The organism is Brevundimonas sp. (assembly GCF_035561115.1).
In the GTDB taxonomy this organism is placed as follows: Bacteria; Pseudomonadota; Alphaproteobacteria; order Caulobacterales; family Caulobacteraceae; genus Brevundimonas.
Genome location: NZ_DATMYH010000070.1, coordinates 1 through 14,392, shown reverse-complemented (window position 1 = coordinate 14,392; position 14,392 = coordinate 1). Strand labels below are relative to the sequence as shown.

Genomic DNA, 14,392 nt, shown 5'->3' with positions numbered 1-14,392 from the left:
AGATCGGACGGGGGGCCGCGGAGGGGGCCTTCACCACCGGGCCGGTGCTGGTGGCGCATGCCAGCCTGACCGCCCGCCGGCTGGGGCTCGCCCCGCCGCCGCGGTCAGGCGACCTGCTGGACGTGCTGGAGCTGTTCGCCTTCGTGCGGCCGGCGCGGTTCTGCGCCCCCTCCCCCAGCGGCCTGGCCCTGGCCATGGGAATGAGCGAGCCCAAGGGGGCGGAGGCGCAGGCGGAGGCGCTGCGGAAGGCGGCCGACGGGCTGCTGCGGGAACTGGCCGACCCGGCCTGGCCGGGGCGCGAGGACGCCTTCACCCTCGCTGAAACGCTGATCCGGGCCGGCTGGGCGTGGGGTTGGCGGGTGCTCGGGGCGCTGCAGCATCAGCCGGTGCGGGAGCGCCAGCATCGCGGCAGCGGGCTGGACGCCTGGTCCCGCCTGCCCGAGTGGGAGGACGAAGCCCCGCGCGGCGAGGCGGGCTCCGCTCCGGTCGATTCCGAATCCGCCCGCATCCGGCTGGAGAAACTGCTTCAGGCCTCGGGTCTCGACGAGACCCGCCCGACCCAGTCGGACTACGCCGCCGAGGCCGCCTACGCCTTCTCGCCGCGCAACGAGGAGGGCCGTCCCCGCTTCCTGCTGGCCGAGGCCGGCACGGGCACGGGCAAGACCCTCGGCTACCTCGCCCCCGCCAGCCTGTGGGCCGAGCGCAACCAGGGCGCCGCCTGGGTCTCGACCTACACCCGCGCCCTGCAGCGCCAGATCGACCGCGAGAGCGCCGCCCTGTGGCCCGATCCCGTCGAGCGCAAGAAGAAGACCGTGGTCCGCAAGGGGCGCGAAAACTACCTGTGCCTGCTGAACCTGCAGGAGATGGTGCAGGCGGCCCAGCTGGGGAACGGCGACCTGATCGGCATGGCTCTCGCCAGCCGCTGGGCGATGCACAGCCGCGACGGCGACATGACCGGCGGCGACTATCCGGGCTGGCTGCCCGGCCTGTTCGCCACGGGGCCGAGCCATCAGGCCAGCGCCGCCAACCTGGTCGACCGGCGCGGCGAATGCGTCCACGCCGCCTGCCCCCACTACCGCACCTGTTTCGTCGAGAAGACCATCCGCGCCAGCCGCCGGGCCGACCTCGTCGTCGCCAACCACGCCCTCGTCATGACCCAGGCCGCCTTCGATGGCGCCCGTTCGGCGCGCGGCCTGAAGCAGGACGGCGAGACGGCCGCCCTGAAACGGATCGTCTTCGACGAGGGCCACCATCTGTTCGACGCCGCCGACAGCGCCTTCTCGGCCTGCCTGTCGGGTCAGGAGGCCGCCGAGCTGCGCCGCTGGCTGCGCGGACCCGAAGGACGCGGCCGGCGCGGACGCGGTCTGGAACAGCGGCTGGGCGACCTGTGCGCCGACAACGAGGCCGCGACCAGGGCGCTTCAGGACGCCGTCCGCGCCGCCGCCCAGCTGCCCGGCGAGGGCGTCTCAGGCCGCATCGCCCCGGCCTCGGGCGAGGTCAATCCGGTCGGACCGATCGAACGCTTTCTGCTGGCCGCCCTCGAACAGCTCCGTGCACGGACCAGCGAGAACGCCTCGGGCAGCGGCGTCGAGTTCGGCATGGAATGTTCGCTGCGTCCTGTCACCGAACCGGTGCTGGAAGCCGCCCGCGAAGCCGCCCAGGCCCTGGCCGCCGTCGAGGCCCCGCTGCTGGCCCTGTCGCGGCATCTGGAAGACATCCTCGACGGCGAGGCGTCGGATCTCGACGGCGCCTCCCGCGCCCGCATCGAGGGCGCCCTGCGCGGCCTCGACCGCCGCGCCCGCATGACCCTGCCCGGCTGGCGCTCGATGCTGGCCGCGCTGGAGGTGTCGTCGGACGAGCCCGACCCCGACTTCCTCGACTGGCTGTCGGCCGAGGCCGCCTTCGGCCGCATCATGGACGTGGCCCTGCGCCGCCACTGGATCGACCCGACCGTGCCGCTCGAGGCCGCCGTCATCATGCCCGCCCACGGCGTTCTGGTGACCAGCGCCACCCTGTCCGATCCGAACTCTGACGATCCCTTCGACATGGCCCGGCTGCGCACGGGCTCGGCCCGGCTGATCGAGCCGGCCCGGACGCTGAAGGTCGAAAGCCCGTTCGACTATGCGGCCAACAGCCGGGTCATCGTCGTCAACGATCTGATCAAGGACGACACGCGCCAGACCGCGGCGGCGATGCGCGAACTGTTTCTCGCGGCGGGCGGCGGCGGTCTCGGCCTGTTCACCGCCATCCGCCGGCTGAAGGCGGTCTATGAGCGCCTCGGTCCCGACCTCGCGAAACAGGGCATCCCCCTCTACGCCCAGCACGTCGATCCGCTGGAAGTGGGGGCGCTGGTCGACGTCTTCCGCGCCGAACAGGACAGCTGCCTGCTGGGCACGGACGCCGTGCGGGACGGGGTCGACGTGCCGGGCCGGTCCCTGCGCATCCTCGCCTTCGACCGCGTGCCGTGGCCGCGTCCCGACCTGCTGCACAAGGCGCGCCGCCTGCGCTTCGGCGGCGAGGGGGCGGGCGGACGCAATTTCGACGACGCCCTCGCCCGCGCCAAAATGGCCCAGGCCTTCGGCCGGCTGATCCGCCGCGCCGACGACAGGGGCGTCTTCGTCATGCTGGACGCCGCGGCCCCGACCCGCCTGTTCGCCAGCCTTCCGCCGGGCACGGAGGTTCAGCGCATGGGTCTGGCCGAAGCGGTGGAACAGGTGGGGAGCTTCCTGAACTGACGTCTCCTCCCCATAAGCGTTTGCGAATGGGGAGGGGGACCGCCCGGGCGACTCAGCCCGGGTGGTGGAGGGGGCGACGCCGGCGGATGTGATTGGCGACCACACGGCTCACGCCGGCGTCGCCCCCTCCGTCACGGCGCGTATCCGCGCCGCGCCACCTCCCCATCGCTTCGCGACAGGGAGGAGACCTACTGTTCGAACGTGATCTCCACGCTCTTCGCCGACCGCTCGGCCTCGCCGTGGAAAACCGCCTCGATATTGTTGCCGTCGGGGTCCAGCAGGAAGGCGGCGTAATAGCCGGGGTGGTATGGCCGCTCGCCCGGCGCGCCGTTGTCCTTGCCGCCCGCCGCGCATCCGGCCTTGTAGAAGGCATCGACCATCGCCCGATCCTGCGCCTGGAAGGCCAGGTGATGGCGGCCGGTCAGCTTGCCTGCCGCCGCCTCGCTGTCGGCGGTGGAGATGAACAGCTCGTCGAGCCAGAACCAGCTCTCGCCCTCGCCGCCCAGCGGCACGCCCAGCGTCTCGAACACCGAGTCGTAGAACCGGCGCGTGGCGGCCAGATCCCTCACGACAAGCTGGATATGGTCGATCAGCCGACCCCGATGCAGCGACTGCGTTTCCATCCCGGGCTCCCGCGTTGTGATCCGGTCAAACGGCTTGTCCCCACAGGCAGTTCCGCCCGGCGGCCCGGGCTTGCCGCGCCGCGCCGGCTTCACCATATCGGACGCCCGGACGAGGTCGGTTCCGACGGGGACGAAGTGGACTCAGTGGACTCTTCGGACTCATTGGACTGTGTTTTTTGCGGCCCGGTTCGGGTTTCAGACGTTTCAACCTGCCAGACCCATTTTTTTCGCCGGAGCCTCGATGACAGCCGTCCCCCGCCACAGCCGCCGCGGCCTGCTGGTCCCCTTCCTGATCGTGGGGGTGTTGCTGGCCGCCTGGACGGGCTGGTGGTTCTATCTGACCAACCAGATCGAGACCCGGCTGGACGCCCGGATCGCGGCCCTGCGACAGGAGGGCTGGCGCATCGGCTACGCCTCGCGGACCACCACCGGCTGGCCCTTCCGGGCGCGGGTCTCGATCCCCCACGTCGACATCACGGCTCCCTCGGGCCACGGCGTCGCGGCGCCCGAGCTGGTCGCCGAGGCCAACGCCTACAACCCCGACCGCTGGGTGGTCATCGCGCCCGAAGGCCTGACCCTGACCCGCGCCGACAAGGGCAAGGTCGGTATCGCCGGCGATGGCCTGCGCCTCAGCGTCAGCCATCTGCGCGAACGCTTCCCCGACCTGCGCGTCGAGTTGATCCGCCCGACCTTCACGACCCATCGGGACGCCGAGCCCTTCCCCATCGCCTCGGCCGAACGAATTCTGCTCAACGTCCGCCCGCACCTGACCGGAGGCCGCGCCGCGACCGACGAAATGGATGTCGCCTTCAACCTGATCGACGCCCGGGGCCGCCCCGGCGGCCCGGTCGAGGGCGCCACGCGGCAGGGACGGCTGACCGCCCGGATCGAGGGCACGGTCGTCAACGCCAGCCGCCTCAGCGGCATGGACAGCGCCGGCGTCTTCGCCGCCTGGACCGCCTCGGGCGGGCGTTTCACCGCCATCAAGGGCGAACTGGCCGCAGGCGAAAGCCGCGCCCGTATCGAAAGCGCCGCCCTCTCAGCCGACGCCGGAGGCCGGCTCGAGGGCGAGGTTTCCCTCACCGCTGAAAAGCCCGGGGCCGCCATCGCCGGTCTGGCCCGCTCGCGCTCGGGCGCCGTCAACCGCCTCGGGGCCGCCGGGGCCGCCGCCGCGACCGCCGCCTCCGGAGACCGGGGCGTCGATCTGGTCATCCAGTTCCGCGATGGCCGCACATGGCTGGGGCCCTTCGCCCTCGCCCCGGCGCCGAAGCTGTTCTGATGCTCATCGAGCCCGAAGAGGACGCTGACCGGCTGGCCCTCGACCGGGCGGTGGCGAACGCCGTCAGGGCCCGTCTGGCCGGTGGCGCGCGCCCGACGCCCGACGCCGACGCCATCGCCCTGCGGCAGACGCTGGCGGGCGAACCCCCGGCCGGGGCCGCCGTTCTGCGGGCCGTGCTGGGCCGGATCGACGCCGCCTCCGGCGCCCCCCTCGTTGTCTGGGGTTCGGCCAGCCAGACCCTCGCCGCGGACCGCTATGGCCTGACCGCCCGCACTGCGGCCGACCCGGATCAGGCCCTGGCGGTCGTCCGCGACGGGGCGCGCGCCCTGATGGACCTGACGTCCGCCTCCGCCTGGTGGGGCCGGCTGCTGGCCGAGCCCGCGCTGCGGGTCGTGGCCGCCCTGCCCGACGACCGCCACGGCGTCCCGCGCGCCCTGATGATCCAGCAGGCCCAACCGGGCCCCACGGGCGACGACCGCAGCTTCTGGACCACAGACAGCGCCGCCCCGGCCGCGGCGATCGTCGAGATCCTGGGCGCCGCCGGCCTGGCCGCCAGTCCCTTGATCGCGGCCGGCGGCTTGAAGCTGTTCATGCTCGCGGGCTATGTGCAGGCCGAGGACGGGCGGCTTTCATCCGCGCCCGGCGGCCTCAGCGGCGTCATCGGCGCCGCGCCCCTGTTCTGAAAGCGCCCATGACCGAAGCCCCCACCCCCAAGCCCGGCATCCTCGACATCGCCCCCTATGTCGGCGGCAAGTCGCGCATCGAAGGCGTGGCCACGCCGATGAAACTGTCGTCGAACGAGAACGCCCTCGGCGCCGGGGAAAAGGCCCGCGAGGCCTTCACCGCCGCGGCCGGGCAGATCCACATGTATCCCGACGGCCGGGCGATGAAGCTGCGCGACGCCGTCGCCGAACACCATGGGCTCGAGCCCGAACGGCTGATCTTCGGCAACGGCTCGGACGAGGTCTTCGCCCTGCTGAACCAGTGCTACCTCACCCCCGGGGACAATATCGTCACCGGCCAGTACGGTTTCCTCGCCTACCGCATCTCGGCCAGGGCCAACCAGGCCGAGGTCAAGCTGGCGCCCGAGCCCGGCTTCAGGGCCGAGGTCGACGCCCTGCTGGAGCAGGTCGATGAGCGGACGAAGCTGGTCTACATCTCCAGCCCTTCCAACCCGACCGGCAGCTACAACACCGCCGAGGAAACGCGCCGCCTGCATGCGGCCCTGCCGCCGCATGTCCTGCTGGTCATCGATGAGGCCTATGCCGAATTCGTCTCCGCCCCGGACTGGGAGACCAGCTTCCCGCTCGCCCGCGACAGCCAGAACATCGTGGTGACCCGCACCTTCTCCAAGATCCACGGCCTGGGCGGCCTGCGCATCGGTTTCGGCTACGCTCCGCTGAAGGTGGCCGAGGCTGTCGACCGCATCCGCCTGCCCTTCAATGTTTCGGTCCCCGGGATCGAGGCCGCCGTCGCCGCCCTCGGCGACGAGGCCCACCAGAAGGCCTCGCGCGACCTGGTCGAGGCCTGGCGCCCGCGCCTGACCCAGGCCATCAAGGGCTTCGGCTTCGACGTCTTCCCGTCGGCCGGCAATTTCGTTCTGATCCGCTTTCCCGACGAGGCGCGCAACGCCGCGGCCGCCAACGACTATCTGAATTCCAGAGGCATCATCGTCCGTCCCGTCGGCGGCTACGGCCTGCCCGACTGCCTGCGCATCACTGTCGGCACGGAAGATCAGAACCGGGCGGTGATCGACGCGCTCAGCGAGTTCGCCGCGAGCTGACGGGCGTCACCCTACGTAGCCGCATTTGTCCCGGGCGCAGGCCAGATAGCATTGCTGCCACGCCGCCCCGCCGCCCGGATAGACGGCGTAGCAGCGGTACTGGCACTCGGTGTAGCAGAAGTCGTTCCGCTGGTTTGACGCGTACGGCGCCTGGGCCGCCGAGGCCGAAGCGAGGAACAGGCCCGTCGACAGGGCGACGACGTGGAACAGTCTGCGCATTCTGAAACCCTCCATGCTTGACCATAAGCGGGCGGCGCCGAAGTGGTTCCGCAGCAGGGTGGTTAACCTCAGGCCCGCCGGAAAAGCCGGCTCGCGGCCCAGCCGGTGAACGCAGCCAGCAGCACGCACAGCAGGCCATAGGTCCACGGCCGCCGATGCGCGAACTCGAAGATGTCGCGCTCTATGCCGACCTTTTCGACGGTCAGGGTCAGGTTGCTGACCGACACCGGATCGCCATCCTGGAACAGCCAGACCTCGGCGAAATACCGGCCCGTGGGCGCCACGGCGGGCAACTCGACCTCGGCGCGGAACAGGCCGCGGTCGACGAACTCCACGCCGTCCGGATCGGTATTGTACAGCGCCGCCGCCTCGCGCAGGCGGATCACCGCCCGGCGGAAGTCCAGATAGTCCTCGCCCAGCCGGCTGACGACCACGTCGCGCACGCCATAGCGGGTGACGGTGCGGCTCTCCTGCGGGGCGTTGATCCTGAGGTGATCGACGCCGACGCCCAGCCGGCGCAGCTGGCCGAAGTCGGCGATGTCCGACAGGGGCCGCGTCGAGGCGGTCATGTAGAAGCCGGGCGCGCCCTCGAACAGCACCGGTCGGCTGTTGAGCCAGACCCCGGTGTTGCGCGTCTTCTTGACCAGACGCACCGGACCATCCGGCCCGCGCACCACCACCACCACATCCGCGGGCTGGTCGCCGGGATTGAAGACCGCGCCGTAGAGAACGATCGAGGCGCCGCGGAAACTGGAATCGACCCTCACCCGGGCGTCGGTCAGGGCCGCGGCGACGCGCACCTGATCCGTCGTGCTGACCGAGCGTTCCGGCGCAGGCGCGGATACGGCCGGAGGGGGCGGCGGAAGGGCGGCTATCATGGGGCCGCCCTCACTGTGCTGTTCCGGGGGCGAAGGCGAACAGGTCGGACGGCCGCACGAACAGTTCCAGGCCCATCTGGATGCCGACCATCAGAACGATCAGACCCAGCACCGCCCGCAGTTCCTCGGCCCGGAACCGACCCGACCACCTGGCGCCATACTGGGCTCCGACGACACCGCCCAGCAGCAGCAGCATCGACAGGACGATGTCGACGGTCTGGTTGCGGCCGGCCTGCAGGACTGTGGTCATGGCGGTGACGATGATGATCTGGAACAGGCTGGTGCCCACCACCACCCCGGCCCGCATGCGCAGAACATACAGCATGGCGGGAACCAGGATGAAGCCGCCCCCCACCCCCATGATGGCCGACATCACCCCGACGAAGGTTCCCAGGGCGAAGGGCGGGATGGCGCTGATGTAGAGACCCGAACGGGGAAAGCGCATCTTCAGCGGCAGGCCGTACAGCCACAGCGGCCGGCGCCTTTCCTTGTGCGGGGCCACCTCGCCGCGCACCCGGCGCAGAATCTGGCCCAGGCTCTCGTAGAGCATCAGGGTGCCGATGGCGCCGAGGAACAGCAGATAGGAGAGAGCCACCGCCAGATCCGCCTGGCCCAGAAGACGCAGATAGCGGAACAGTTCGACCCCCAGCAACGCGCCCAGGACGCCTCCGCCGGCCATGACCAGACCGATCTTGTAGTCGACCGCCTTCTGACTGGTGTAGCTGATCACCCCCGAGGTCGAGGAGGCGACGACGTGGCTCGCCTGGCTGGCGACGGCCACGGCCGGCGGAATGCCCAGGAAGATCAGGATCGGGGCCATCAGAAAGCCGCCGCCGATGCCGAAAAGTCCGGACACGAATCCAACCACCGCGCCCAGCAGAACCAGGAGCGGCCAGTTCACCGAAACCTCGGCGATTGGCAGATAGATATCCAAAGGACGCGCCTTCGGCTGGAACTGAAGCTAGGCGCCGGAAAGGCGACGACGGAAGTCTGGTTGTCCTAGACCCACCCGGCGCCCCCCGCCACCCGATGCGCCTGAAAAGCTTGGCGGTCCCGTATCAGGCGAGCGGCTCGACCTGGAATTGCTCAGCCTCGGCGCGAACCTGGGTCCGGGTCGCGGCCGGGATCGTCTTGCCCAGACGCTCGACCGCCGCCTGGGCGTCGCCGTCGCCGGCGCGCGCCGCGATCAGGTACCATTTGTAGGCTTGGGCGAGGTCGGGCTCGATGGCCTCATCCCCGGTTTCGTACAGTTTGGCGACGTTGAACTGACTGTCGACCAGACCGCGTTCGGCCGCCTTCCTGAGCCAGGCCAGCGCCTCGTCCTGATCCTGGGCGCCGCCGACGCCCTCGAACAGGTACATGCCATAGGCGTGCATGCCCTTGGCGTCGCCGCCGTCCGCCGCGCGGCGGGCCCAGACCCGGGCCTCGCGCAGGTTCACGGGCACGCCCTGGGCGCCGTCCTGGTACAGACTGGCGAGATGCAGCTGGGCCGGGGTGTAGCCGGTCGCCGCGGCGCGCTTGAGCGTGTCGACGCCGCTGTCCGCGCCGGCGTCCAGAAGCTCGATCGCCTGCTGATACAGTTCGGATCCACGGGTCAGATCCTCGGGGGTCGGCGCGGTCGGAAGAACGGCCAGGGCCGCGATCGGCTGGGCCTCAGGCGTCGCCGTCAGACCGGGAATGTTCAGGCCCGAGCCGGTCAGCTGGCCGGTCGCATAGGCGCCGCCGCCCGTCAGCAGGACCGCGATGGCCGAGGCGCCCAGGGCCTTGCGCACGGTGCCGCCGCCGCGCGCGGCCTGTTTGTCGAGGCGCTCCTGCAGCTTGGACTTGCCGCCCTTCTTGAGGCCGAATCCGGACCGGGCCGGAGCCTCGGCGGCCTCGGGCGAAGCCATGGCCGCGCGGGCCGCGTCGATGGCCTGTCGGGTCGAGGAGGCGCGTCCCTGTGCCGCCGCAGCGCGCAGGGCGCGGGGATCGACGAAGTCGGTCTCGCCGGCGAAATCGTCCGGGCCGGCGTCGTAGGCCGTCGGAGCCGTGGCCTGCAGCGCGTCCGAGACGTCGGCGCCGCCGAAGCCTTGGCCGAAGGGAAAGCCGGCGGCGCCCGGCGCAGGTTCCACGGCCCGGGCGACAGCCCGCTCGCCCAAGGGTCCCCCGGCCGGAGGTTCCGGGGGGCGGCTGCCGAACGGAGTCGAGACCGCAGGAGCCTCGTCAGTCCCCGGACCGCGCATGACGGCGTCGAAAATGGCGTCGGCGCCCAGCACGTCCTCGCTGGGCGCCGTGGGTTCGGGCTCGGGCGGAGCAAGGTCGGCGGACCAGGCCTGCTGTTCGGCATAGACGGGATCGTCAAAGGCGGTCGTGGAAAAGCCCGCGTCCGGGAAGGCCGCGTCCGGGAAGGCGGCGGCGCGCCAGTCGGGCTCGGCCGTCGTGGGGCGCGCAGGTTCGGCCCGGCGCTCGATATTGCCCCGCGCCTCGGCGATCAGGGCCGCGGTGCGTTCCTCGGACAACCGCATGCGTTCGGCCAGTTCGCCGGAGGCGCGATCGTAGCCCTGTTCGATCTTCGTCGAGCTGTCGGCCAGCCGCCGGCCGATGTCTTCCAGCGCCTGTTGCGAGCGACGCTCCGACTGGGCGATCCGCTCGCTGAGCCGGTCGGAGATGCGGGTGATCTCTCCGCCCAGTTTTTCCAGCGCCAGGGCGTGCCGGTCATCGGCCGCGGTCAGGCGCTGCTCGAGTCCCTGGGCCAGCCGGCCCATGTCGGTCTCGACCTTGCGGCTCAGGACATCCAGCTGCATCGGAGCCGCGCTCTCGATGGTCTGGACCCGACCGTTCAGATTCTGGGCGATGCGCAGGACTTCGCGCCCCATGGCCTCGACGGCCTTGGCCGAGCGTTCCTCGGACGACTTGACCTGTTCGCCGATGGCGAGGACCGCACGCTCGATGCGGTCCATCCGGCCCTCGGCCTCGGCGGTGTCGAGGCGCCGCATCATCTCGGCGCGATTGCCCTCGACCTGACGGCTCAGGGTCTCCGCCAGCTTTTCGAAGCGGGCGGCTTCGCGGGCGCTCTCGGGTTCGATCCGGCCCTCGGTCGCCCGCAGGCGCTGGTCCAGCCCGGCGAAGGAGCGTTCCAGCCCGCGCAGCGCCTCGGTCGTCCGCGTCTGGGCCTGATCCAGCCGCTGCCCGACCTGGGCCAGCAGGTCGGCGCCGACGCCGGGACCGGCGGCCTTCTCGACCGCGTCCATGCGCTGGCGCAGTTCGTTGACGCCCGAACGCTGACGTTCCTCGATGTCGTAGAGGCGTCCCGCGAGAGCCCCCATGGTCGCCTCGACCTTGCCGAAGGTCTCGGCCGTCTGGGGGCCGACCTCCTGCTCGAAGCGGCGCAGACGGCGATGGCCCTCACGCAGTTCCTCGGCGATGTCGTCGATGCGGCGGACGTGGGCCTTGTCGCTCTGGTCCTGATTGTCCAGCCGGCGGACCAACCCCGAGACGGCCTGGTCCACACCCTGGATGGCGATGGTCGAGCGGCGCTCGGCGGCTTCCAGCCGGGCGGCGATGGCGTCGATCGAGGCGCCCAGACGGTCCAGCTGATTGTCGGCGCCGCCATAGGCGTCGTCCATCCGGCGGCTGCGGCCGCGGCGCTCATAGCTTTCGGCGGCGTGCGGGCGGCGGGACAGGGGAACGACGCCCTCGTCGTCGTCGCCGTCTTCCATGATGATGGTGTTCAGCCACTCGCCCAGCGTCATGCCGGAGCGACGGGCGAGGTCCTTGGCGATCTCGCGCGCCTTGGGCTCGATGCCCTTCACGCTCCACGGCGCGGCTGCGCTCACTGATTCGCCTCCCGACCTACTTGCCGAACGCTAGACGCCAAGATGATGCGTGTAAACGCGTGGTTAACCCCAAGATGTGGGGGCGCCCCCATCTTCCTGTGGAAAGCGCCGGCACCGGAAGGATTCTCAGGCCCAGGAGGTTAACGCGGCGTGAAGATTAACGGGTTGGAAAGGTCTCCGGGCTTGCGCAAACCAGCTGTCCGCGCCACCTCGCGCCGGTGGATATGACCCTGACCCTGGCCCTGACGGCCGCCGCCATCGCCCTGGCCATCTTCGCCGGATGGCGCGGCTCCCGGCCGTGGGATCCGAGAGGCGGGGTGCGGATGATGCCGTGGCGGCTGATCATGTTGCTGGCCGGGGCCGGCGTCTTCGTTCTGGTAATTCACATCGGAACTCTGCTGGGCGTGCCGCAAAGGCCGTACTGACCCCTATGCCAGGGCCGCGAAGCACCACGCCAGCACCGCCTTCTGGGCGTGGATGCGGTTCTCGGCCTCGTCCCAGACCAGCGATCTGGGGCCGTCTATGACGGCGTCCGTCACCTCCTCGCCGCGGTGGGCGGGGAGGCAGTGGAGGAAGACGGCGTCGCTCGACGCCCCCGCCATCAGCCGGTCGTCGACGCCATAGCCCTCGAAGGCTTCGAGGCGGGCCTCGTAGTCGCCGTCGCCCATCGACACCCAGGTGTCGGTCACGACCACGTCGGCGCCGGCCACGGCCTCGCGCGGATCGCTGGTCAGGGTGACGTGATCGCCGCCGCGGGCCAGGTCGTGGAGGTCGGGGTGGTAGTCGGCGGGGCAGGCGACGTTGAAGTGGAAGCCCAGCTTCGGCGCCGCGTGCATGAAGCTGTGGCAGACGTTGTTGCCGTCCCCGACCCAGGCGATGGTCTTGCCGGCGATCGGCCCGCGATGCTCCTCGATGGTCATCAGGTCGGCGAGGATCTGGCAGGGGTGCGAGCGGTCGGTCAGGCCGTTGATCACCGGCACGGTGGCGACGCGGGCGAAGCGTTCGACGTCCTCATGGCTGTTGGCGCGGATCATCACGGCGTCGACCATGCGCGACAGGACGCGGGCCGTGTCCTCGACCGGCTCGCCGCGGCCCAGCTGCATGTCGCCGGCGTTGGCGATGATCGAGGCCCCGCCCAGCTGGCGGATGGCGGCGTCGAAGCTGAAGCGGGTGCGGGTCGAATTCTTCTCGAACACCATGGCCAGGACGCGGTCCTTCGCCGGCGCATCGGCGTCGACGCGGCCCTTGGGCCAGCCCTTGCGGGCCGCCTTGCGGGCGTGGGCGTCATCCAGAATGGCGCGCAGATCTTCGGCTTCCAGTTTGTAGAGGTCGAGGAAATGGCGAACCATGGTCAAGCCACCATCTTGGCACGCGCGAATTCGCAGGTGCGCTCGAAGCGTTCGACCGCCTCGCGCGCCTCTTCCAGCGTCAGGTTCAGCGGCGGCAGGATGCGGCAGCAGTTGTCGCCGCCGCCGGCGACCAGCAACTGCTGCTCGTCGCGGGCCCAGCCCATGAATTCGCGGTTGTTGGGAACCAGCTTGACCCCCAGCAGCAGGCCCTTGCCGCGCACGTCCACGATCACGTCGGGATAGCGCTGGGCCAGGCCGTGCAGCTGCTGCTTCAGATAGCCGGCGATCTCGTTGACGTGGGCGAGGGTCTCAGGCTTCGAAATCTCGCCGAAGGCGGCCTGGCCGACGGCCATGGCCAGCGGGTTGCCGCCGAAGGTCGAGCCGTGCACGCCGACCGTCATGCCCGAGGCCGCCTTCGCGGTGGCGAGGCAGGCGCCGATGGGGAAGCCGCCGCCCAGGGCCTTGGCGATGGCCATGATGTCGGGCGTCATGCCGGCCCATTCGTGGGCCCACAGCTTGCCGGTCCGGCCCATGCCGCACTGGACCTCGTCGAAGATAATCAGGACGCCGTTGTCGTCGGCCATCTGGCGCATCCAGCGCAGGTCCTCGTCGGGGGTGGCGCGGCAGCCGCCCTCGCCCTGCACCGGCTCGAGGATGACGGCGGCCGTGGTCGGACTGCGGAACGCCGCCTCCAGCGCCTCGCGGTCGCCCCAGACCAGCTGGTGGAAGCCTTCCATCGGCGGGCCGAAGCCGTTGGTGTAGCTGGGGTTGGCGGCGGCGTTGATGGCGCCGTAGGTGCGGCCGTGGAACGAGCCGTCGAAGCCGTAGATGTCGATCCGCTCGGGCTGGCCGTTGGCCGAATGATATTTGCGCGCCGTCTTCAGGGCGCATTCGACGGCCTCGGTCCCCGAGTTGGTGAAGAAGACCACGTCGGCGAAGGACTTTTCGCACAGGGCGTCGGCGAGGGCCTCCTGCCCCGGAATCTTGAAGATGTTGGACACGTGCCAGAGCTTTTCGGCCTGGTCCTTGACGGCCTGGACGAGGACCGGATGGGCGTGGCCGAGGGCGTTGGTCGAAATGCCCATGACGCAGTCGAGATATTCGGTCCCGTCCTTGCTCCACAGACGCGCGCCCTGGCCGCGATCCACCTCCAGCGGCGCGCGGTTGTAGACACCCATCAGATGTTCAGTGGACACGGATCAGACCTCCAAAAGCGAGACGGCCCCGGCGCCGGAGAGCGTCGGGACCGCTTGAAAAAGGGTCAGGCCTTGTCGGCCGGAGGACGGGGTTAGTCAACAGTGGGGGACCTCAGCTTCTCCCTCCCGCTTGAGGGAGGGATGTCGGCGCGGATTCCCACTCCCGTTCATCCCGGCGAAAGCCGGGACCCAGTGCTTTCCAGCGTGACGCCAGCGTTCGAGGACTGGCGAGCGGAGGTCACCGGAGCCGCCGCATCACCCAAAGAACTGGGTCCCGGCTTTCGCCGGGATGCACGGAAACCAAGGTGCGATTGTCAAAGACCGGACAGGCTGAAGCTCTTGCCGGCATCGCTGCCGGAAAGTGCGGGGAGGTGGCGGAGCGCGGGCGGCTATGCCCGGAACCGTGATGTGGCCCCCTGCTTTCGCGTTACGGGGACCGGAATGTGTTTTCGGCGTCGCCGCCTTCGCTCCGCGTGATCGCGGCTTCCGAGCGCTTCGGGGCGGGCATCGCATGG

Annotated in this window: 12 protein-coding genes; 5 read left to right on the top strand and 7 right to left on the bottom strand. The window is 70.5% G+C overall.

Translation table 11 applies throughout. The features are described 5' to 3' along the window. Window positions 1-2 precede the first annotated feature (2 nt). Window positions 3-2,735, top strand: coding sequence for an ATP-dependent DNA helicase (locus VN378_RS09340; RefSeq protein WP_325743170.1), 2,733 nt, complete (start codon window positions 3-5; stop codon window positions 2,733-2,735). A gap of 188 nt (window positions 2,736-2,923) precedes the next feature. Here VN378_RS09340 and VN378_RS09335 read toward each other — a convergent pair whose 3' ends face one another. After that, entirely contained in the window at window positions 2,924-3,358 is a 435-nt protein-coding gene (locus tag VN378_RS09335; RefSeq protein ID WP_325743168.1) for a VOC family protein, read from the bottom strand. A gap of 241 nt (window positions 3,359-3,599) precedes the next feature. On the opposite strand from VN378_RS09335, the gene VN378_RS09330 reads away from it, so the two are divergent. From VN378_RS09330 to hisC, 3 genes are read left to right on the top strand one after another with little or no spacing between them, the layout of a single operon-like run. After that, the gene (locus tag VN378_RS09330; protein ID WP_325743165.1) at window positions 3,600-4,637 is read left to right on the top strand and encodes a DUF2125 domain-containing protein; all 1,038 of its coding nucleotides are present in this window, start codon (window positions 3,600-3,602) and stop codon (window positions 4,635-4,637) included. Continuing rightward, window positions 4,637-5,320 carry a hypothetical protein gene (locus tag VN378_RS09325; RefSeq protein ID WP_325743163.1) on the top strand — a complete coding sequence of 228 codons (684 nt, stop codon included), beginning with the start codon at window positions 4,637-4,639 and terminating at the stop codon, window positions 5,318-5,320. Before VN378_RS09330 ends, VN378_RS09325 begins: the two co-directional genes overlap by 1 nt. A gap of 8 nt (window positions 5,321-5,328) precedes the next feature. Continuing rightward, window positions 5,329-6,420: a histidinol-phosphate transaminase gene (gene hisC, locus VN378_RS09320; RefSeq protein ID WP_325743161.1), complete on the top strand. Its 1,092-nt coding sequence runs from the start codon at window positions 5,329-5,331 to the stop codon at window positions 6,418-6,420. 6 nt (window positions 6,421-6,426) lie between these two features. Here the strand turns inward: hisC and VN378_RS09315 are convergent, their stop codons facing one another. The 4 genes from VN378_RS09315 to VN378_RS09300 form a co-directional block, all read right to left on the bottom strand. Continuing rightward, window positions 6,427-6,639 carry a hypothetical protein gene (locus VN378_RS09315; RefSeq protein ID WP_325743159.1) on the bottom strand — a complete coding sequence of 71 codons (213 nt, stop codon included), beginning with the start codon at window positions 6,637-6,639 and terminating at the stop codon, window positions 6,427-6,429. 68 nt (window positions 6,640-6,707) lie between these two features. Further along, a complete protein-coding gene (locus tag VN378_RS09310) occupies window positions 6,708-7,517 on the bottom strand; it encodes a TIGR02186 family protein (RefSeq protein WP_325743157.1) in 810 nt (269 codons plus the stop codon). A 10-nt stretch (window positions 7,518-7,527) separates the two neighbouring features. Further along, window positions 7,528-8,451, bottom strand: coding sequence for a sulfite exporter TauE/SafE family protein (locus VN378_RS09305; protein WP_325743155.1), 924 nt, complete (start codon window positions 8,449-8,451; stop codon window positions 7,528-7,530). Window positions 8,452-8,575: 124 nt separating this feature from the next. Then, entirely contained in the window at window positions 8,576-11,332 is a 2,757-nt protein-coding gene (locus VN378_RS09300) for a hypothetical protein (protein WP_325743153.1), read from the bottom strand. Window positions 11,333-11,556: 224 nt separating this feature from the next. Between VN378_RS09300 and VN378_RS09295 the strand changes: the two genes are divergently transcribed. After that, the gene (locus VN378_RS09295) at window positions 11,557-11,757 is read left to right on the top strand and encodes a hypothetical protein (protein ID WP_325743151.1); all 201 of its coding nucleotides are present in this window, start codon (window positions 11,557-11,559) and stop codon (window positions 11,755-11,757) included. Between the two features lie 3 nt (window positions 11,758-11,760). On the opposite strand, the gene argF is transcribed toward VN378_RS09295, so the two are convergent. Then, window positions 11,761-12,687, bottom strand: coding sequence for an ornithine carbamoyltransferase (gene argF / locus VN378_RS09290; RefSeq protein WP_325743149.1), 927 nt, complete (start codon window positions 12,685-12,687; stop codon window positions 11,761-11,763). Next, window positions 12,684-13,877, bottom strand: coding sequence for an aspartate aminotransferase family protein (locus VN378_RS09285; protein ID WP_325743148.1), 1,194 nt, complete (start codon window positions 13,875-13,877; stop codon window positions 12,684-12,686). The genes argF and VN378_RS09285 overlap by 4 nt, the downstream gene beginning before the upstream one ends. Between the last annotated feature and the right edge of the window lie 515 nt (window positions 13,878-14,392).